Genomic DNA, 19574 nt, shown 5'->3' with positions numbered 1-19574 from the left:
ATGGACTACGATCTGGGATACTTCGATGATGAGACATGCAGGCTTGAACCTTTGCCGAACCCTTTCGGTCCAAAAGTGTTACCTATGTCTCAGGAATAAAACGTAACCTATGTGTCCAGAACGGACCCGAGAGTTAGTGGCGCACCCGACAGGATTCGAACCTGTGACCTTTGGAATCGGAATCCAACACTCTATCCAGCTGAGCTACGGGTGCATGCCGAGGCGCTTGAATCGCCTTGTCCGATGCGAGGTTCTTAGCCTAGCTTCTCGCTGGCTTCAATCTACAAAATGAAAAGTCCGCCGTTCTTGCGGGCGGCGGACTTTTATGTCTCACGTCTGCGGGTCAGGCCTGCATGGCGCCGGGGCCGGGGATGGCCTTTGGCGGCACCTTGCCGAGGATGATCATGCCGAGCACTTCGTCCTTGGTGACATCTTCGGTGCGGGCATGGCCGACGACCTGGCCGTTCTTCATCACCGAGACACGATCGGCGAGGTCGAAGACGTCGTGGATGTCGTGGCTGATCAGGAAGATGCCGATGCCTTCCTTCTTCAGCTGCTTGATCAGCTCGCCGACCTGCGCCGTTTCCTGGGGCCCGAGAGCCGCCGTTGGCTCGTCCATGATCAGGATGCGGGCATCGAAGAGGATCGCGCGGGCGATCGCCACAGACTGCCGCTGGCCGCCGGAAAGTGCTTTCACCGGCTCCTTGAAGCGGCGGAAGTTGGGGTTGAGGCGGCCCATCACCTCACGCGCGGAGGCTTCCATGGCGACGTCATCGAGCGTGCCCCACTTCGTGCGGATCTCGCGGCCGAGATAGAGGTTGGCGGCGGCATCGACGTTATCGGCGACGGCGAGCGTCTGGTAGATCGTCTCGATGCCGTACTTCTTCGCATCGCGCGGATTGCGGATGTCTGCCGGCTCGCCATTGATCAGGATCTCGCCGCTGTCGCGCTTGTAGGCGCCGGAGAGGATCTTGATGAGCGTCGACTTGCCGGCGCCGTTGTGGCCGAGAAGGGCGACGACTTCGCCGGGGTAGAGATCGACCGAAGCATTGTCCACAGCGTGGATGCCGCCGAAGGAGATCGAGATGTTTTTCATTTCCACAAGGGGAGTGCGTTGATCAGTCATATCTAGGACTCCTCTTTACTTCGACCGCGAGCGATAGACGGTGTCGAGCCAGACGGCAACGACAAGCACGGCGCCCACGACAACATTTTGTATGGGCGTGTCGACGTTGGCGAGGCCCATCCCCGATTGCAGCGACTGCATGACCAGCGCGCCGAGCATTGCGCCGGCGATCGTACCGGTGCCGCCGGCGAGCGAGGTGCCGCCGATGACGGCTGCGGCGATCGTATAGAGCTCGTAGGTCGTGCCTTGCGAGTTGGCGGCGGCGTTGAGGCGGGCGGTCGAGATCGCCGCGGCGACAGCCGCGAGAAAGCCCATAAGCGCGAAGATCCGGACGGCGACCCAGCGGGTCTTGATGCCGGCGAGCTCGGCTGCTTCAGGGTTGCCACCGATCGCGAAGACGTAGCGGCCGAAGCGCAAGCGGGTGGCGATGAAGGTCATGACGATGCCGACGAGAATGGCGATCAGCACCGGCACGGCGATGCCGTAGGAGATGAAGAGCCCCGTTTCCGGCCAGGCGATGTTGTTGGCTTCGGCGTACTTCTTGGCGATCGCCACCGGCCAGTAATAGATGGTGGACACCCAGATGGCGCCAAGGACTAGGGTGCAGCCGAGAACTGCCAAGAAATACTCTGCCCAGAGCGGACGGCGTGGGAAGTTGAAACGCTTGCGCTGGTGGCGCGAGCCGATGATGCCGACGACGATCAGCACACAGGCGACAAGCCCGATGATCCAGCTCCACGTGGCTCCGACAGCCCCTTCAGCGCCGCCGCCCATAATGCGGAACGTCGTGTCGAGAGGTGCGACCGTCTGGCCCGATGTCACGTACCAGGCAAGACCGCGCCAGGCGAGGAAGCCGCCGAGCGTGACGATGAAGGAGGGGACACCCAGGAAGGCGATGATGACGCCCTGGAAAAGACCGATCAGCGTTCCGGCAACCAGACCGCAGACCAACGTGATCAGCCAGGTCCAGGAGTTGTCGAAGCCGAGGTACTGCGGCAGGAATTTCGCCTGGACGACGCCCATGATCATGGCGACAAGGCCAAGCATGGAGCCGATCGACAGGTCGATGTTGCGGGTGACGATGACAAGCACCATGCCGGTCGCGAGAACCGCGATTTCGGTCGTCTGGACCGAGAGGTTCCAGAGGTTGCGCGGCGTCAGGAAGAGCCCGCCGGTGTAGAGATGAAAGCCGATCCAGATGACGAGCAGCGCGGCGACCATGCCAAGCAGGCGCGTGTCGATCTCGGTTGCGCGCAGGAAGCGCGTAAAAGCGTTGCCCTCCGCCGAGCGCGGATGGCTCGATGAGGATTGCGTGATGTTTGCCATGGGTTTGCCGTTTCCCCCATTGTTTGGGCCGTGGCGCGGGTGCCCGAAAAGCCCGAACCGAGGTTGCCCTGTTCTTGAATTGACCACCGAGAGACTTCCGAAATGGCCGCTCAAGGCGCGGCACTATTCTGGCAGGGAATCAAAGCGTTCGGTGCGTTACGAGGCGGGAGTGTCCGTGGAGGAGGCACCATCCGCATCCGGCGCCGCAACGAGACCGCTGCGGCGCCGGCGTGTTGATTGACCTGGCGAAGATTAATCGCAGGCCTTGACGCTGCCGGCCTTTACGCCCTGGCAAGCTTCAGCCTTGGAAATCCAGCCGGCGTCGATGACGACGTTCAGGTTGTCCTTGGTGATGGCCTCCGGCTTCAGGAAGATCGACTGCATCTTCACCTTCTTCGGGCCGCCCTCGAAAGTGGTGACACCGTCGATCTTGTCCATCGTCTTCCCACCAGCGAGGTCGAGCGCGATTTCAGCAGCGCGCTTGCCGAGTTCGCGCGAGTCCTTCCAGACGGAAACCGTCTGAGTACCAAGCGCGATGCGGTTCAGAGCAGCCTTGTCGGCGTCCTGCCCGGAAACCGGAACGGTGCCTGCCATGCCCTGTGCGTCGAGCGCGGCAACAGCGCCACCGGCGGTGCCGTCGTTCGAAGCAACAACGGCGTCAACCTTGTTGTTGTTGGCGGTCAGGAACTGCTCCATGTTACGCTGGGCGTTCTGCGGCAGCCAGCCGTCGGTGTAGGCTTCGCCGACGTTCTTGATCTTGCCGGCATCGACAGCCGCCTTCAACACTTCCATCTGGCCCGAGAACAGGAAGTCCGCGTTCGGGTCGGACGAAGAACCCTTGATGAAGACGTAATTGCCTTCCGGCTTGGCCTTGAATACGCCTTCGGCCTGCAGGCGACCGACTTCCTTGTTGTCGAAGGTGATGTAGAAAGCAGCCGGATTTTCAATCAGGCGGTCGTAGCCGACAACCGGAATGCCTTCAGCAGCAGCCTTTTCGATGGCAGGGCCGATAGCATCGCTATCCTGGGCGAGAACGATGAGTGCATTCGCGCCCTGCGAAATCAGCGATTCAACATCGGTCAGCTGCTTTGCGGCAGACGACTGCGCATCAGCGGAAATGTACTTTGCGCCCTTGGCTTCGAGGGCCTTCTTGATGGCGGCTTCGTCGGTCTTCCAACGCTCTTCCTGGAAGTTCGACCAGGAAACGCCGACGACGAGATCAGCTGCCATTGCGGCGGTGTGCACCGACACGAGGATGGCCGCCCCGGCCATCAGCTTCAAAACAGACTTCATAAATATCCTCCCGAGTGAATAGCGGCCAGCCCCAGCCAGTGGTTCCTCCGGCCGCCGCGGTTCGCTGGCGAGAAATTTGAATTATTTTCTCGACAGTCGAGAAATTAAGTGTCAGAGATTTTTTCAACTGTCAACACCGCACTACCGGCTTCGTTGCGTCGCGAAAAAATTGCTGGAGATGGGGTGTGAGCGAGGGCGGAATGCGAGGGGGAGAGGCCGGCATATATGCTGACCAAGTCGAGCACGGAGTTGGTCCGGCAGAGAAACAGCGTCCTTGTATTAGCTGCGCTTCGACGACATGGGGCGCTGGCGCATACAGAGATTGCCGACTTTACGAAGCTTTCCTCCGCGACGATTTCAGCAATCACGGCTGACCTCGAAAAAGCGCAAATCATTGAAAAATCCGAGCAGCAGCCAAGTAGCGGAAGAGGGCGTCCGCGCGTGCTGTTTCGACAGCGGCGCGACTGCGGCTACCTTGTCGTCGTGATCATTTCATCGGACGGCGTGCAATATTCGCTGGTCGACTACGCAGGCAAACTCATCGACCGGTTCGGCGAGGAAAGGTCGCATGATCCCGCCGGTGCCGAGCGGTTTATTGCCTCTATTAAACAGGGGCTTGCGCGCATTCTTTCACGCTCGAAGCTGCCCCAGGAAAGGGTGCTGCTGATATCGATCAGCAGCAAAGGTCTGGTGCATCCGACCGACCCTGTACTGGTGTGGTCGCCGATTTTCGGCAGCAATCAGATCGACTTCGAATCGGCCTTGCGGCCGGATTGGCAGGCCAGGATTTTTCTGGGGAACGAGACCCAGCTCGTCGCAGCCGCACTCGGCGCACATGAAGCGAATGCGAGGCCGGTTGATTTTCGGTCGCTCGCCGCCTTGTCGCTCGGACATAGTGTCGGGCTCGGCATCGTCCGGAGCACGGGGCCGGGCGAGCGTGAAGTGTCGGCCCCAAATTTTGGACATATGTTGCATATGGCAAACGGCGGCCTTTGTCGCTGCGGCAGCAGGGGATGCATCGAGGCTTATGCTGGCTTCTACGCCATTTTGCGCATGGCCTTCGAAGTGCCGCTCGACACGATCCCAGCCAAGTTCGTGCCGGTCGCCGGGCTCGACAAGATCGCCGCCCAAGCGCGACAGGGGCACCGCATGTCTGCCTTGGCATTCAGGCAGGCCGGTATTGCACTCGGAAATGGGCTTTCGCGTCTGCTAAGTCTGACAGAACGCATGCCGATCGCCATCACCGGGCCGGGAACGCGTTACTATGATCTGTTGCGACCGGGGATCGAGGAAGGGCTTGGCCAGACGCATGTCGTGCGGATGGAGGGAATGCCGGAGATCCGAGTCGTTCCCGACGAATCGATCCTCGTGTTCGAGGGTCATCTCGACCGGGCATTGTCGGTGATCGATCAGGAGCTGGTCTTGTCCGGTATCCAGGGATCGGATTAGCGGTGCGCCTAGCGGATCGTGCAGATGGAACGAGAAATGGCCGGGCAGGGACCCGGCCATTTCACAGGTGGCTTTCGGTCGGGAGAGGGCCGTCAGCCAATCTTGATGAGCTTGCCTTCCTTGACGGACTGCACGGCGGCATCGGCAAGCGCGAGGGCAGCCAGGCCATCGGCGCCCGACGGCGAGATGGTCGCGCCCTTTTCGATTGCGGCGATGAAGCTCGCGATCTCGTTGGCGTAAGCTTCGGTATAGCGAGTCATAAAAAAGTCATGCAGCGGCGGACGGGTATAGCCGTCGCCGTTGGCGACCTCGATCGAGACCGGACGCTGGTTCTCGGCAGCGACCATGCCCTTCGAGCCATGCACTTCGATGCGCTGATCGTAGCCGTAGGTGGCACGGCGGGAATTGGAGATGATTGCCTGCTTGCCGGATTTGGTCCGCAGGATCACGGAAACGCTGTCGTAGTCGCCGGCTTCGCCGATCGCCTTGTCGACGAGGACGGCGGCGGTCGCGCTGACGGCAACCGGCTCTTCGCCGAGCAGGAAGCGGGCCATGTCGAAGTCATGGATCGTCATGTCGCGGAAGATGCCGCCCGAACGCTTGATGTAATCGACTGGCGGGGCGCCAGGATCGCGCGAGGTGATCGTTACCATTTCGACATCGCCGATTCGGCCATCATCGATCGTCTTGCGAACAGCCATGAAGTGCGGGTCGAAGCGTCGGTTGAAGCCGACCATCAGCTTCGCCTTGGTCTCGTCGACGACCTTGATGCAGGCCTTGACGCGGGCAACGTCGAGATCGATTGGCTTTTCGCAGAAGATCGCCTTTCCAGCGCGCGCGAATCGCTCGATCAGTTCGGCGTGGGTGTCGGTCGGGGTGCAGATGACGACGGCGTCGATATCCTTGGCGGCTTCGATCGCGTCGATCGTGCGGACCTCGCAGCCGTAAGCCGATGCGATCGCTTCGGCGGCCTGCGGAAAGGCGTCGGCGACGGCAACGAGCTTGGCATTGGCATCGCCGCTGACGGCCTTCGCATGAACCTTGCCGATACGGCCGGCGCCGAGAAGACCAAATCTGACTGTCATGAGAACCTCCCTTGAATTCGGAACAAATGAACCGAACTGTGATGCTTGTGGAATTTTCATTCCATTTAATGGCTGCCGCGTCAAGCCCGGCGCTCTTTCACATTTACGGAATCCATCCTAAAGACATGTCATCGAAATACCGCGCGGGATAAATATGCAACTCATCGATCCGAACCATCCGGCCTATCGCCCGCTGTGGGCTCGCATCCTGATTGTGGCCGTTTGCTTTGGCTGGGCGCTGGTCGAAATGATCACCGGCGATCCATTCTGGGCGGTCCTGTCGGGCGGCGCAGGCGTCTATGCGGCCTATATGCTGTTCTGGAACTACAAGCCGCAGTCGCCGGAGGCGGACACGGCGCCATCTTCCGATGACGCGGAAGAGGCAGAAGATACAGAAGCCAAGAAGGACGCTGACTAGTCAGCGGGCAAGGCGGCGCAGCGCCTGGTCGATCAGCAGGTTCGCTATCGTCATCCGCTTGGTAGCGTTCTCGCGGAACAGCGGGTTGACGCGATCGGGATGGTTCTGCTTGGCAAAGGCGCGGCGCTTTTCGCTGAGGCTCTGGGCTGTATCACGCGCAGAAATGTCCAGTTCGGCCGCGATATCTTCAGGCGCGATGCGCTCGAGGTGATCGGGCATCACCGGCTCGGGCTCTGGTTCAGGAGGCGGCAAGGGCTCAGGCGACCGCTCGGCCACGGTCTCCGATGCGGCGAATTCCATTGTCTCGAAATATGCCTGGTTGGGTCGCGCTGACGACGCCGAGACGCCTTCCATGACGTCGAACGCGAGGCCGGTATTGAGACCGCTTACGCGGGCGGCGGCGGGTGCATCCTGTTCGACGGTTTCGTCGTCCTCCGCCTTCAGGCGGTCGAGCACGGACTGGAACACGGATTGGCCGAACAGCATGATTGCCTCCCTTGGAGGGGCGCATTAGATCCGAACAAGGTGGTGCAAGGCTTGTCAGAGCACTCCCGCCTTCTTGCTTTCGGCCAGTACCAGGTCATAAAGCAGCCGTGCGCTCGGGGGCAGCGCACGTTCCTTGACCGTTATCAGGCTGTAGGGCCTGACGTTGATCTCGAAATCGATCGGCAACACCCGCACATCCGAAGCCTTCGACCGATGGGTCGCCAGGAACTGCGCCACATCGAGCGCGATCGGCGCGATCGCATCCGTCTGGCAAACCGTCGCACAGGTGAGCAGCAGCGAAGAGGTGTTGACGATATTTTCCGGGAGCAGCACGCCGCGAGAAAGGAAGAGGTCCTCGATCGTCCGGCGCAGGAGCGTTCCCGCTGGTTGGAAAACCCAATCATATTGTGGAAGGTCCTCGAGGGAGGCGACCTTCTTCTTCAAGAGCGGATGGCCGCCCCGTACGATCAGACAGGCCTTCTCCACGCCGATTTCCTGGACCTGGAAGAGGCGCGGGTTGAGATCATCGGGAATGCGGCTGATGATGAAGTCATGCTGGGCGGCGAGCAACTCGCGGGCAAGCACGTTGCTCGTTTCAACCTGTATGGTGACCTCTATGCCGGGTAGGGCGCTTCTAACGCGCTTTATCGCCGGCACGACCAGGCTCATGGCTGGGGCAGTGACGGCGCCGATAAAGACGGTACCTCCCTTGCCCGTTTTGAGTTCGGCGATTTCCCTGCCCGCCTCGCGCAGCTCGAGCATGATCTTGCGCGCGCGTCTGGCAAGCGCCTGTCCGAAGGTCGTCAGCACGACGCCGCGTGCCACGCGTTCGTATAGTGGCGTCTTAACGATCGATTCCATTTCGGACAGGATTCGCGAGGCTGCCGGCTGTGAAATGTTCAGCGCTTCGGCCGCCGCGGAAATCTGCCCGCTATCTTCGATTGCGACGATCATTCGCAGATGATTCAGCTTGAGGCCCAATCGCAAAAAGGCGTCATCGGCAAAGATATCCGTATGAATGTCGACGTGACCATGCGTCTGCGGGTCCGAAATGATCGCCATGGTTGCGGCCTCCCATCCGCGTTCCATTAAAAGTAATACTTTTTAACGATATACCAAAATTGTTATGCACTTTACCAGTTATTCTATTTGACAGTTATGGGATTCCATACCAGTTTGCCGCCGTGTGCTGGTTGGCATTCAACACGTGAGAGCGTGGAGGAGACCTACTTCGTTTCTCACCATCTGAAGTAATTATCCAAGACGGAACCTGCCACAGTTTCGGGGCGGGCGATTTTTCGCACGCGCGTTTATTAACTAAGGGAGAGAGAGATATGAAATCCATTATCTCGTTGATGGCAGCGGCGGCCTTTGGCGTCGCTTCGTTCGTTATGCCGGCTTTGGCAGCCGACAAGGGCACTGTCGGCATTGCGATGCCCACGAAGTCGTCCGCTCGCTGGATCGACGACGGCAACAACATCGTCAAGCAGCTCCAGGACGCTGGCTATGCCACCGACCTGCAGTACGCTGACGACGACATTCCGAACCAGCTGTCTCAGATTGAGAACATGGTCACGAAGGGCGTTAAGGTTCTCGTCATCGCCGCTATCGACGGCACGACGCTTTCCGACGTTCTCCAGAAGGCTCACGACGCAGGCATCAAGGTCATTGCTTATGACCGTCTGATCCGCGACTCGGGCAACGTCGACTATTACGCAACGTTTGACAACTTCAAGGTTGGCGTTCTGCAGGCAACCTCCATCGTTGACGCCCTCGGCCTCAAGGATGGCAAGGGCCCGTTCAACATCGAGCTCTTCGGCGGTTCGCCGGACGACAACAACGCCTTCTTCTTCTATGACGGCGCAATGTCTGTTCTGCAGCCTTACATCGATAGCGGCAAGCTGGTCGTAAAGTCCGGCCAGACCGGCATGGACAAGGTTGGCACGCTGCGTTGGGACCCGGCAACGGCCCAGGCTCGTATGGACAACCTGCTCTCGGCTAACTACACCGACGCGAAGGTCAATGCAGTTCTCTCGCCTTACGACGGTCTGTCCATCGGCATCATCTCGTCGCTGAAGGGCGTTGGTTACGGTTCCGGCGATCAGCCGCTCCCGGTCGTTTCCGGCCAGGACGCTGAAGTTCCGTCGGTCAAGTCGATCATCGCTGGCGAGCAGCACTCCACGATCTTCAAGGACACCCGTGACCTCGCAAAGGTTACCGTCGGCATGGTCAACGCTCTGATGGAAGGCAAGGAGCCTGAAGTCAACGACACCAAGACCTACGACAACGGCGTCAAGGTCGTTCCGTCCTACCTGCTGACCCCGGTCGCAGTTGACAAGACCAACTACGAGAAGATCCTCGTAGAAGGCGGTTACTACAAGGCTGACCAGCTGAAGTAATAATTGTACCAAGTTGGCCGGAACCCGCTGCTTGCGGGTTCCGGTCTTCAATTTTATGATCGCCGCGTCCCTTTGGCTGCTGGCGTTGGATTATGACCATGGACAACACAATCCTCGAAATGCGGAACATCACCAAGACGTTCCCAGGCGTAAAGGCGCTTGAGAATGTGAACCTCAAGGTTCGACAGGGTGAGATCCACGCATTGGTGGGTGAAAATGGGGCCGGCAAGTCGACCCTTATGAAAGTTCTCTCCGGCGTCTACCCAGCCGGAACCTACGACGGCGATATTGTCTACGAAGGCGACGTCCGTCATTTCAAGGCGCTCAAGGATTCCGAAGAAATCGGCATCGTCATCATTCACCAGGAACTGGCACTGGTGCCGCTCCTGTCGATCGCCGAAAACATCTTCCTCGGCAACGAAGTTGCTCAGAATGGCATCATTAAGTGGCAAGAAGCCTTTAAGCGTACGAAAGAGCTGCTGAGCAAGGTTGGCCTCAAGGAGTCGCCGGAAACGCTCGTCACCGACATCGGCGTTGGCAAGCAGCAGCTGGTCGAAATCGCCAAGGCGCTGTCTAAGAGCGTGAAGCTGCTGATCCTCGATGAGCCGACGGCGTCACTCAACGAAAAGGATTCCGATGCACTGCTGGACCTCCTGATCGAGTTCCGCAACCAGGGCCTGACGTCGATCATCATCACGCACAAGCTCAACGAAGTTCGCAAGGTCGCTGACCAGATCACGGTTCTGCGCGACGGCATGACCGTCAAGTCGCTCGACTGTCAGACCGAAGAGATCAGCGAAGACATCATCATCAAGAACATGGTGGGCCGCGAACTCGCCGATCGTTATCCGCCGCGCTCCGTGCCGATCGGCGAAACGATCCTCGAGGTGAAGAATTGGAACGCTTTCCACCAGCATCACCGTGACCGCCAGGTTCTGCACGACATCAACGTCACCGTCCGCAAGGGCGAAGTGGTTGGCATCGCGGGCCTGATGGGCGCCGGCCGTACCGAATTCGCAATGAGCCTGTTCGGCAAATCCTATGGACACAAGATCCATGGTGACGTGTCGATGCACGGCAAGCCGGTCGATGTCAGCACCGTTCGCAAGGCCATCGACGCGGGTCTTGCCTATGTGACCGAAGACCGCAAGCATCTTGGTCTCGTACTCGGCGAGAACATCGTTCACAACACGACGCTCGCCAATCTGGCCGGGGTCTCGAAAGCCACGGTCATCGACACCATCAAGGAATCGAAGATCGCATCGGAATACCGCTCGAAGCTGCGCATCCGTAGCTCCAGCATCTTCCAGGAAACGGTCAATCTCTCCGGCGGCAACCAGCAAAAGGTTGTGCTGTCGAAGTGGCTGTTCTCCGACCCCGACGTCCTGATCCTGGACGAACCCACCCGCGGTATCGATGTCGGTGCAAAATACGAAATCTATACTATCATCAACCAGCTCGCAGCCGATGGTAAGGGTGTTCTGATGATCTCATCGGAAATGCCGGAACTGCTTGGTACGTGCGACCGCATCTACGTCATGAATGAAGGACGTATCGTTGCGGAACTGCCAAAGGGAGAGGCGAGCCAAGAAACCATCATGCGCGCTATCATGCGCTCAGGGGAGAAGAAACAATGACTCCGGTCAACCCTTCAGCCACCGAGGAAAGCAACGTCGTTTCCGTTGCGGACTATATCCGCGCCAACATTCGCGAATACGGCATGCTTATCGCGCTCGTCGCGATCATGGTGTTCTTCCAGTTCTACACGGGCGGCATTCTGTTCAAGCCGGTCAACCTAACGAACCTCGTTCTGCAGAACTCGTTCATCGTCATCATGGCGCTCGGCATGCTGCTCGTCATCGTGGCCGGCCACATTGACCTTTCGGTCGGATCCATCGTTGCCTTCGTCGGCGCGGTGGCGGCTATCATGACCGTCAACTGGCAGATGAACTTCGTACTTGCGGGCATTCTCTGCCTGGTCATCGGTGGCGCCATCGGTGCTGCGCAAGGCTACTGGATCGCGTATCACCGCATTCCGGCCTTCATCGTCACGCTCGCCGGCATGCTCGTCTTCCGCGGCCTGACGCTGTTCGTTCTGGGCGGCAAGAACATCGGCCCATTCCCGAAGGACTTCCAGGTTATCTCGACGGGCTTCCTGCCAGGCGAAATGATCGATATCGCCGGAATTCCGCTGCACTCCACGTCGCTGGTGCTGACCGTGCTGGGAACTGTCGTGCTCTTCTATCTCGCCTGGCGTCGCCGCAAGGTCAACGAGAGCCATGGCATCGATGTCGAGCCTTATGGCTTCTTCATCGCCCAAAACGTAATCATCTCGTTGGCGATCCTGTTCCTTGGCTTCCAGCTTTCCACCTACAAGGGCCTGCCGAACGTTCTCGTCGTCATGCTCGTGCTGATCGCGGCCTACACCTTCGTAACGCGCCGTACCACGATCGGTCGCCGCATCTACGCAATGGGCGGCAACGAGAAGGCAACCAAGCTGTCCGGTATCAACACCGAGCGCCTGAGCTTCTACACCTTCGTCAACATGGGTGTCCTGGCTGGTCTCGCCGGCATGATCATCGCGGCTCGCCTGAATTCGGCGACCCCGAAGGCAGGCGTTGGCTTCGAGCTTGACGTTATCGCGGCCTGCTTCATCGGCGGAGCTTCGGCATCCGGCGGCGTTGGCAAGATTACCGGTGCCGTCATCGGCGCGTTCATCATGGGCGTCATGAACAACGGCATGTCGATCGTCGGTCTCGGCATCGACTTCCAGCAGATGGTCAAGGGACTGGTGCTTCTCGCCGCCGTCTTCTTCGATGTCTACAACAAGAACAAGGGCTAAGCGCTCCGGCGCTGCCCAAGCATTCGCAGTCATGTGAACTTGCCAATCCGGCTCATTCTGGGAGCCGGATTGGCGAAGCATTTTCCGCGTTATCGAAAAAAGGATGAAGACCGTGCTGATTTCGCAGATCAAGGGTTCGAACGGAGAGATCATTGTCGCCGTGCGCGAGCCGGGCGGTACCGCGAAGGCCGTCAAGAACGCAGGCAGCGTCTATGCGCTGGCCATGGAAGCCGCAAACGGCGGCAAGTCGCTGTTGCAGGTGATTGAAGCACACGGCCTCGGCGATGCAGTCGACCTCGAAAAGGCTTATGCCGAAGGCAAGTTTCTGCCGCCGATGACGCATCCCGACGCTGCGCACCTGCATCTGACGGGCACGGGGCTGACGCATCTGGGCTCGGCTGCAACGCGCGATTCCATGCACAAGAAGACCTCCGAGGCGGCTGAAGAAACCCTCACCGACTCGATGAAGATGTTCAAGATGGGTCTCGAGAACGGCAAGCCGAAGGCCGGCGAGAAGGGCGTTCAGCCCGAGTGGTTCTACAAGGGCAACGGCTACGGTTCGGCTGCTCCGGGCGCGCCGCTCGTTTCTCCCTCCTTCGCGCTCGATGGCGGCGAAGAGCCTGAAATGGCGGGGATCTACGTCGTTGCGGAAGACGGCACACCCTTCCGCATCGGCTTTGCGCTGTCGAACGAGTTTTCCGACCACGTGACCGAGCGGATCAACTATCTCTACCTCGCGCACTCCAAGCTGCGCCCGGCAAGCTTTGGCCCGGAAATCCGCATTGGCGTTGCGCCTGAGGATATCCGCGGCACCTCGCGCATCAAGCGCGGCGACAAGGTGATCTTCGAAAAGCCGTTCCTGTCGGGCGAAGCGAACATGTCGCACACGTTCGCCAACCTCGAATACCATCACTTCAAGTACGGCCTGTTTCGTGTGCCCGGCGACGTCCACGTCCACATGTTCGGCACCGCGACGCTCTCCTTCGCGGAAGGCATCAAGGCTGAAGAGGGTGACGTCTTCGAAATCGAAGTCGCCGAATTCGGCTTACCGCTGCGCAACCCTCTGAAGATTGCCGCCGAAGAAGAGATTGCCGTCAAGCAGCTCTGATTTCGCAAGGCCCGGCCGCTTCGGCGGCCGGACCGTTTTTAATGGAACGGTGAAGGAGGCCCAGTCGGCCCATGACCATTTATAAGAACCTCATTGCCGGCGAATGGGTCGGCACGGACGCGACGAAGAACATCAATCCGTCGGATACCAACGAGGTCGTTGGCCTCTATGCGGATGGTTCGGCCGAAGACACGAAGAATGCGATCGCCGCCGCCAAGGCTGCTTTCCCGGCTTGGTCGCGCTCCGGCATCTGGGAGCGTCATGTCATCCTGAAGACGGCCGGCGACGAGATCATGGCTCGCAAGGACGAGCTCGGCGCTCTGCTGGCCCGCGAAGAAGGCAAGACGCTTCCCGAGGCAATCGGCGAGACCATTCGTGCATCGCAGATCTTTGAATTCTTTGCCGGCGAAGCGCTGCGTCTTGCAGGCGAGGTCATCCCGTCTGTTCGCCCGAATATTGGCGTCGAGATCACCCGTGACCCGCTCGGCGTCATCGGTATCATCACGCCCTGGAACTTCCCGATCGCGATCCCCGCCTGGAAGATCGCGCCGGCGCTCTGCTACGGCAATACCATCGTCTTCAAGCCGGCCGAACTCGTCCCGGGCTGCTCGTGGGCGATCGTCGACATCCTGCACCGTGCCGGCCTGCCAAAGGGCGTGCTGAACCTCGTCATGGGCAGGGGTTCGGTTGTCGGCCAGGCCATGCTCGACAGTCCTGATGTTACGGGCATCACCTTTACCGGTTCCACCGGTACCGGCCGCCGCGTCGCTAGCGCCTCGATCGAGCATAACCGCAAGTTCCAGCTGGAAATGGGTGGCAAGAACCCGATGGTCGTCCTCGACGATGCCGACCTTGGCGTCGCCGTCGAAGCAGCCGCCAATTCCGGTTTCTTCTCCACCGGCCAGCGTTGCACGGCGTCTTCTCGCCTGATCGTTACCGAAGGCATCCACGACAAGTTCGTCGCGGCGCTAAGGGAAAAGCTGCAGACGCTTGTTGTCGACAATGCATTGAAATCGGGCACGCACATCGGCCCCGTGGTCGATGAAAAGCAGCTGAAGACCGACACCGACTATATCGAGATCGGCAAGAAGGAGGGCGCCAAGCTCGCCTTCGGCGGCGAACTCGTCACCCGCGAAACGCCCGGCTTCTACCTGCAGCCGACGCTGTTCACGGAGGCCACGAACCAGATGCGCATTTCGCGCGAGGAAATCTTCGGACCGGTTGTCTCGGTCATCCGCGTCAAGGACTACGAAGAAGCGCTGGCAACCGCCAACGACACGCCATTCGGCCTGTCTGCCGGTATCGCCACGACGAGCCTCAAGCACGCGACGCATTTCAAGCGAAACTCCGAAGCGGGCATGGTGATGGTCAACCTGCCGACCGCTGGCGTGGATTTCCACGTTCCGTTCGGTGGCCGCAAGGGATCGTCCTACGGTCCGCGCGAGCAGGGCAAATACGCGGCCGAGTTTTACACGAGCGTCAAGACGGCCTATACGCTGGCCTAACGATGGCCCAAAACGATCCGAGCCGCTATGCGGCGGCTCGGACAACGGTATCTCGATATGAGTTCTTCGGAAGCCAGCCCTTCAGCTCTGGCTCTGGCTTTGCATCTGCCCCCGATCTTCAACCTTGACCACGACAGAGAGCTTTTCCCCCGGCGTGCCGATGCGCATGCCTGAAACGGGAGCCGCATCGCGGTAGCAGAGGCCGGAGGCGACACGCACATAGCGTGCGTCGGGGCAGATATTGTTGGCCGGATCGAAGCCGACCCAACCGAGGCCCGGGAGGTGCGCTTCGCCCCAGGCGTGGGTCGCCGACTGCTCGATCTTCTCTTCCATCATGAGGTAGCCGGAAACGTAGCGGGCCGGCACGCCGAGGCTGCGTGCGGCGGCGACAAAAATATGGGCATGGTCCTGGCAGACGCCGCTCTTCTTCTCAAGCGCTTGCTCAGCCGTGGTCTCCGTGTCGCTGGTCCCAGGCAAGTAGGTCACGGTCTCATGTATGCCGGACATCAGCGCGTGCATGCGAGCAAGCTCGTTCTCGCCGCTCACACCCTTGGTGAGTTCCTTGATCAGCTTTCCGGACTTCGTCCTCGGCGTTTCACGCAGGAAAAGCCAGAGCGGGCAGAAGCCGCTATGGGGGCCGAGTACCCCATTTCGATCTTCCGTTTCGACCTCGCCTTCGGCCACGATGCGTGTCGCCCGCTGCTCGCCTTCCAGCGAGACGAGGTTGACGTGGTTGCCAAACTGATCGTCGTATTCGACTTCGGGCCTAGCGCCCTCAACCTGCAGCGACCAGTTGATGACTGACTGTCCGGGAACGGAGAGCGGCGTCAGCCGCAGCCGCTGCAGCGAGAAGGCCGCCGGTTCTTCGTAGTGATATTCGGTGACGTGGCTTATCTTAAGCTTCATCTCATGCCCGCCTATGCATAGAACCGGTAACCATCGGAAATTTCCATGCCGAGCTGGTTGTTGCGTGTGACGAAATCTTCCAGAAATTCATGCAGGCCCTGATCCATGATCTCCTTGATGGCACGTGTCTGGAGTGTCTTGCGGATGGAATCGGCCGTATCATGCGCCGGCAGCCGCTCACCGTAATCCTTGGCGAGATAGCCGAGTTCGCTGACGATCTTCTCGTAGCAATAGGCGAGCGAACGCGGCATCTGGCCGTTCAGGATCAGGAAGTCGGCGATATTCATCGACCGATATTCGCCGTCATACGCCCAGCTGTAGGAGCGGTGGGCGGAGACGGAACGCAGGATCGATTCCCACTGGATGTTGTCGATCGACGTGCCGACGGCCGAGACCGAGGGCAGGAGCACATAATACTTCACGTCGAGAATACGGCTCGTATTGTCCGCGCGCTCGATGAAGGTTCCGATGCGGGCGAAATTGTAGAGTTCGTTTCTGAGCATCGAGCCGTGGAAGGCACCGCGGATCAGCCCGGCGCGATGCTTGATGGCATCGATTGCCTCCGGCATCTCGGCGGCCTTCAGCCGCTTCGAAAGTAGCGATTTTAGCTCGATCCAGAACTCATTGGTCGCTTCCCAGGTCTCGCGGGTCAGGGCGGTGCGCACCATGCGGGCGTTGTTTCGCCCGTAGTCGACGCAGGACATGACGCTTGAGGGATTGGAGCGGTCTCGCAGCAGGTAGTCGATCGCGTCGGCGCTCGTCAGCTTGCTGTGCCCCTCGTCAAAGGTCTCGCGCACGCCGGCGCTTTGCAGGACGCCGTCCCAGTCGTCGTCGCCGGTTCCGCTTCGGGTCAGCGACATGCGCAGGCCGGCATCGATGAGGCGCGCTATGTTTTCTGCGCGTTCGATGTAACGGAACATCCAGTAGAGTCCGTTTGCAGTTCTTCCGAGCATCAGTCCTCCAATACCCAGGTATCTTTTGTGCCGCCGCCCTGGCTGGAATTGACCACCAGCGAACCCTCTTTCAGGGCCACGCGCGTCAATCCGCCGGGAATGATCTGCACCTTGTCGGAGACGAGAACATATGGCCGCAAGTCCACGTGACGTGGCGCAATGCCTTTGTTGACGAGGATCGGCACGGTCGACAGCGAAAGTGTTGGCTGCGCGATGTAGTTGGCGGGCTTCGCCTTCAACTTCTCGGCAAAATCGGCGCGCTCCTTCTTGGTCGCCGTCGGGCCGACCAGCATGCCGTAGCCGCCGGAGCCGTGTACCTCCTTGACCACGAGTTCCTCGAGGTGCTCGAGCACGTATTTGAGGCTCTGCGGCTCGGAACAGCGCCAGGTCGGCACGTTTTCGAGGATCGGCTTGCGTCCGGTATAGAATTCGACGATCTCGGGCATGTAGGAATAGATCGCCTTGTCGTCCGATATGCCGGTGCCCGGCGCATTGGCGATGGTGATGTTGCCGGAACGATAGACATCCATGATGCCGGGGATGCCGAGTGCTGAATCCGGCCGGAAGGTGAGGGGATCGAGGAAGTCGTCGTCGACGCGGCGGTAGAGCACGTCGATCGCCTCATAGCCGCGGGTCGTGCGCATCTTCACCTTGCCGTCGATGACGCGGAGGTCCGAGCCTTCGACAAGCTCGACGCCCATCGTGTCAGCCAGGAACGAGTGCTCGTAATAAGCCGAGTTGTAGATGCCGGGTGTCAGGACCGCAACGCGTGGCTTGCCCTTGCAGCCCGGAGGCGCGAGCGATGCCAGGCTCTGGCGCAGCAGATAGGGATAGTCTTCGACCGGCCGGACCTTGTTGGCATGAAACAGGTCCGGAAACATCTGCATCATCGTTTCACGGTTTTCCAGCATGTAGCTGACACCGGAGGGTGTGCGGGCGTTGTCCTCCAGCACGTAGAACTCGTCCTCGCCGGTGCGCACGATATCAGTGCCAACGATATGCGTGTAGACGCCGCCGGGCGGCCGGAAGCCGATCATCTCGGGCAGGAAGGCGTCATTCCTCTCGATCAGTTCGCGCGGTATGCGACCGGCGCGGATGATTTCCTGCTTGTGGTAGATGTCATCGAGAAAAGCGTTGAGGGCGATTACCCGCTGCTCGATACCCTGTGCGAGCTTGCGCCATTCGCGACCTGAGATGATGCGGGGGATGATGTCGAAGGGAATGAGCTTTTCGGAAGAGTCTGCGTGTCCGTAGACCGCGAAGGTAATGCCAGTCTTGCGGAAGATGTTCTCCGCGTCCCGGGATTTTGCAATCAGATGCGCTCGATCTTGGTTACTGTACCACTCAAAGTATTTTTCATATGGCTGTCGCGGACTTTCGCCCCCGGTGATCATTTCATCAAATGCCAAAGGTGTGGCTCCCCTTTTTTGTTCATTTGAATACAACGCAAATGGCAATGCAAGAACCATGCACAGTTTGAACGCGAGATTCGTGAATCCTTCTCGAGGGCCAAAACAGACGAAAAACTGGGCATTTATCGATAGCTGGCGTCGACACGCCCGCCGTCAATCCTCAGCGTCCGCTCAAAATGTGAGCAGATGAACATTTTCGAGCCGAAAACCGATTCAATTTCGGGCTGAGCGCCGGGTATACGGTTGCGCGAGCATCAGGGAAACTTCAGGTAAGCATCAATGCTTCAGATACGACCGAGCTGCAGCGGGCTTAGGTCGCCTCGCCTGAAAACGCGATCAGGTTTCCGTCGGGGTCCTGCACGATGAAGCTGCGTGCGCCCCATGGCTCGGTGCGCAGGGGCTGGTGGAACGATGCGCCGGCGGCCTGATACTCCAGGAACAGCCGCTTCGGATCGTCGGCCGTTAACGTTGCGGAGAGGGCGTCGACTTCTCGCGCTCTGAAGCCAGCGTCGAAGACCGGCCCGCCGACCTTTCGCAGGTTCAGGCGCGCGCCGTCGCGAAACACCTGGGCATAAAATGGCGGCTCTCCGTACTGGAACGCCACTTCAAAACCCAGTTTCCGAACATAGAACTGGCACGAGGCAATGATATCGGAGACGAAGAGTTGCGGCTCCGCGGAGAGGACGAGCGGACGTCTACTGTCCGACGCTTTCGATTTCGTCATGGTTTCGATCCCTTTGACCAGCGCCGGCCAATCCGTAAAGCCATGCTTTCGGGCAACAAGCTCCTGAGCATCGCTGAGCTTGAAGTCGGCGTCCAATATTTCTCGATCGCTTTGATCTCGATATCTGGGCAGGATCCACCTGATCTGCGCCGCAACCGGATAGTACCGTTCGCGATGCCATCGCAGGTATGTCTTGGCTTGTTTTCTGAGGTTTTCGATATTTGGCATGGGCGCGGCTTACGTTTGACTTTGTCGTACGTAGGCGGGCAATGCCCCTCCGGCCCGAAGCCGACGCGCCCTACAGCAGCACCAGCATGCTAATGCAATGGGCCAATTGCCACAAGGCGAGATTGTAAGGCCGCGGGATCATTTGGCGTCGTGAGACGCGTATTGCAAAGGGCGGGATTTCTCCCGCCCTCAGACTGCTGACAAACCCGTCGATATTTTCGGCGGGTTTGTTTTTTGGACGTTGGTTGTTTTAGTTGGGTTCTGAGGCGGGGCGAAGTTGGCGGCCTCTGGCCCTCATGCCATGGCTGGTCTGG

17 protein-coding genes and 1 tRNA gene are annotated in these 19574 nt (G+C 59.5%); 7 read left to right on the top strand and 11 right to left on the bottom strand.

Going from position 1 to position 19574, the window contains the following annotated elements; translation table 11 throughout:
- Positions 1-137 precede the first annotated feature (137 nt).
- The 4 genes from IB248_RS29705 to xylF form a co-directional block, all read right to left on the bottom strand.
- Positions 138-214 (bottom strand) — tRNA-Arg (locus IB248_RS29705).
- 129 nt (positions 215-343) lie between these two features.
- Entirely contained in the window at positions 344-1126 is a 783-nt protein-coding gene (locus IB248_RS29700) for an ATP-binding cassette domain-containing protein (RefSeq protein WP_018857493.1), read from the bottom strand.
- 15 nt (positions 1127-1141) lie between these two features.
- Positions 1142-2452 (bottom strand): sugar ABC transporter permease, encoded by a 1311-nt coding sequence (locus tag IB248_RS29695; RefSeq protein ID WP_025662836.1) that lies wholly within the window; start codon positions 2450-2452, stop codon positions 1142-1144.
- 252 nt (positions 2453-2704) lie between these two features.
- Complete coding sequence (gene xylF, locus IB248_RS29690) at positions 2705-3745, bottom strand: D-xylose ABC transporter substrate-binding protein (protein ID WP_018116461.1); 1041 nt, start codon at positions 3743-3745, stop codon at positions 2705-2707.
- A gap of 225 nt (positions 3746-3970) precedes the next feature.
- Between xylF and IB248_RS29685 the strand changes: the two genes are divergently transcribed.
- On the top strand, positions 3971-5194 hold the full coding sequence (locus tag IB248_RS29685) for an ROK family transcriptional regulator (RefSeq protein ID WP_169684369.1): 1224 nt from the start codon (positions 3971-3973) through the stop codon (positions 5192-5194).
- Between the two features lie 92 nt (positions 5195-5286).
- Here the strand turns inward: IB248_RS29685 and iolG are convergent, their stop codons facing one another.
- A complete protein-coding gene (gene iolG, locus IB248_RS29680; RefSeq protein WP_018857496.1) occupies positions 5287-6279 on the bottom strand; it encodes an inositol 2-dehydrogenase in 993 nt (330 codons plus the stop codon).
- A gap of 154 nt (positions 6280-6433) precedes the next feature.
- Here iolG and IB248_RS29675 point away from each other — a divergent pair, with 154 nt between their 5' ends.
- Positions 6434-6697 carry a hypothetical protein gene (locus IB248_RS29675; protein WP_025662839.1) on the top strand — a complete coding sequence of 88 codons (264 nt, stop codon included), beginning with the start codon at positions 6434-6436 and terminating at the stop codon, positions 6695-6697.
- Here IB248_RS29675 and IB248_RS29670 read toward each other — a convergent pair whose 3' ends face one another.
- Positions 6698-7183, bottom strand: a complete 486-nt coding sequence (locus tag IB248_RS29670) for a hypothetical protein (protein ID WP_025662840.1) — start codon at positions 7181-7183, stop codon at positions 6698-6700.
- Between the two features lie 54 nt (positions 7184-7237).
- Positions 7238-8245: a LysR family transcriptional regulator gene (locus IB248_RS29665; protein WP_018857499.1), complete on the bottom strand. Its 1008-nt coding sequence runs from the start codon at positions 8243-8245 to the stop codon at positions 7238-7240.
- A gap of 272 nt (positions 8246-8517) precedes the next feature.
- Here IB248_RS29665 and chvE point away from each other — a divergent pair, with 272 nt between their 5' ends.
- The 5 genes from chvE (at position 8518) to IB248_RS29640 (ending at position 15037) form a co-directional block, all read left to right on the top strand.
- The gene (chvE, locus tag IB248_RS29660) at positions 8518-9582 is read left to right on the top strand and encodes a multiple monosaccharide ABC transporter substrate-binding protein (RefSeq protein ID WP_018857500.1); all 1065 of its coding nucleotides are present in this window, start codon (positions 8518-8520) and stop codon (positions 9580-9582) included.
- A 98-nt stretch (positions 9583-9680) separates the two neighbouring features.
- Positions 9681-11219 (top strand): multiple monosaccharide ABC transporter ATP-binding protein, encoded by a 1539-nt coding sequence (gene mmsA, locus IB248_RS29655; RefSeq protein ID WP_025660466.1) that lies wholly within the window; start codon positions 9681-9683, stop codon positions 11217-11219.
- Positions 11216-12424 (top strand): multiple monosaccharide ABC transporter permease, encoded by a 1209-nt coding sequence (gene mmsB / locus IB248_RS29650; RefSeq protein WP_025660465.1) that lies wholly within the window; start codon positions 11216-11218, stop codon positions 12422-12424. The genes mmsA and mmsB overlap by 4 nt, the downstream gene beginning before the upstream one ends.
- A 112-nt stretch (positions 12425-12536) precedes the next feature.
- A complete protein-coding gene (gene araD1 / locus IB248_RS29645) occupies positions 12537-13532 on the top strand; it encodes an AraD1 family protein (RefSeq protein ID WP_026371821.1) in 996 nt (331 codons plus the stop codon).
- Between the two features lie 71 nt (positions 13533-13603).
- Positions 13604-15037 (top strand): aldehyde dehydrogenase family protein, encoded by a 1434-nt coding sequence (locus IB248_RS29640; protein WP_169684371.1) that lies wholly within the window; start codon positions 13604-13606, stop codon positions 15035-15037.
- 81 nt (positions 15038-15118) lie between these two features.
- Here IB248_RS29640 and IB248_RS29635 read toward each other — a convergent pair whose 3' ends face one another.
- The 4 genes from IB248_RS29635 to IB248_RS29620 form a co-directional block, all read right to left on the bottom strand.
- Positions 15119-15943, bottom strand: coding sequence for a transglutaminase family protein (locus tag IB248_RS29635; protein ID WP_025660462.1), 825 nt, complete (start codon positions 15941-15943; stop codon positions 15119-15121).
- Between the two features lie 11 nt (positions 15944-15954).
- Positions 15955-16896: an alpha-E domain-containing protein gene (locus IB248_RS29630; RefSeq protein ID WP_018857506.1), complete on the bottom strand. Its 942-nt coding sequence runs from the start codon at positions 16894-16896 to the stop codon at positions 15955-15957.
- Entirely contained in the window at positions 16896-18305 is a 1410-nt protein-coding gene (locus tag IB248_RS29625; RefSeq protein WP_018857507.1) for a circularly permuted type 2 ATP-grasp protein, read from the bottom strand. The genes IB248_RS29630 and IB248_RS29625 overlap by 1 nt, the downstream gene beginning before the upstream one ends.
- A 313-nt stretch (positions 18306-18618) precedes the next feature.
- A complete protein-coding gene (locus tag IB248_RS29620; protein WP_169684373.1) occupies positions 18619-19260 on the bottom strand; it encodes a VOC family protein in 642 nt (213 codons plus the stop codon).
- Positions 19261-19574: the final 314 nt, after the last annotated feature.

The organism is Rhizobium sp. RHZ01 (genome assembly GCF_014851595.1).
Classification (GTDB): domain Bacteria; phylum Pseudomonadota; class Alphaproteobacteria; order Rhizobiales; family Rhizobiaceae; genus Rhizobium; species Rhizobium altiplani.
Note: the sequence above shows the minus strand (reverse complement) of the source record. Positions and strands in the feature narration are given on the sequence as shown.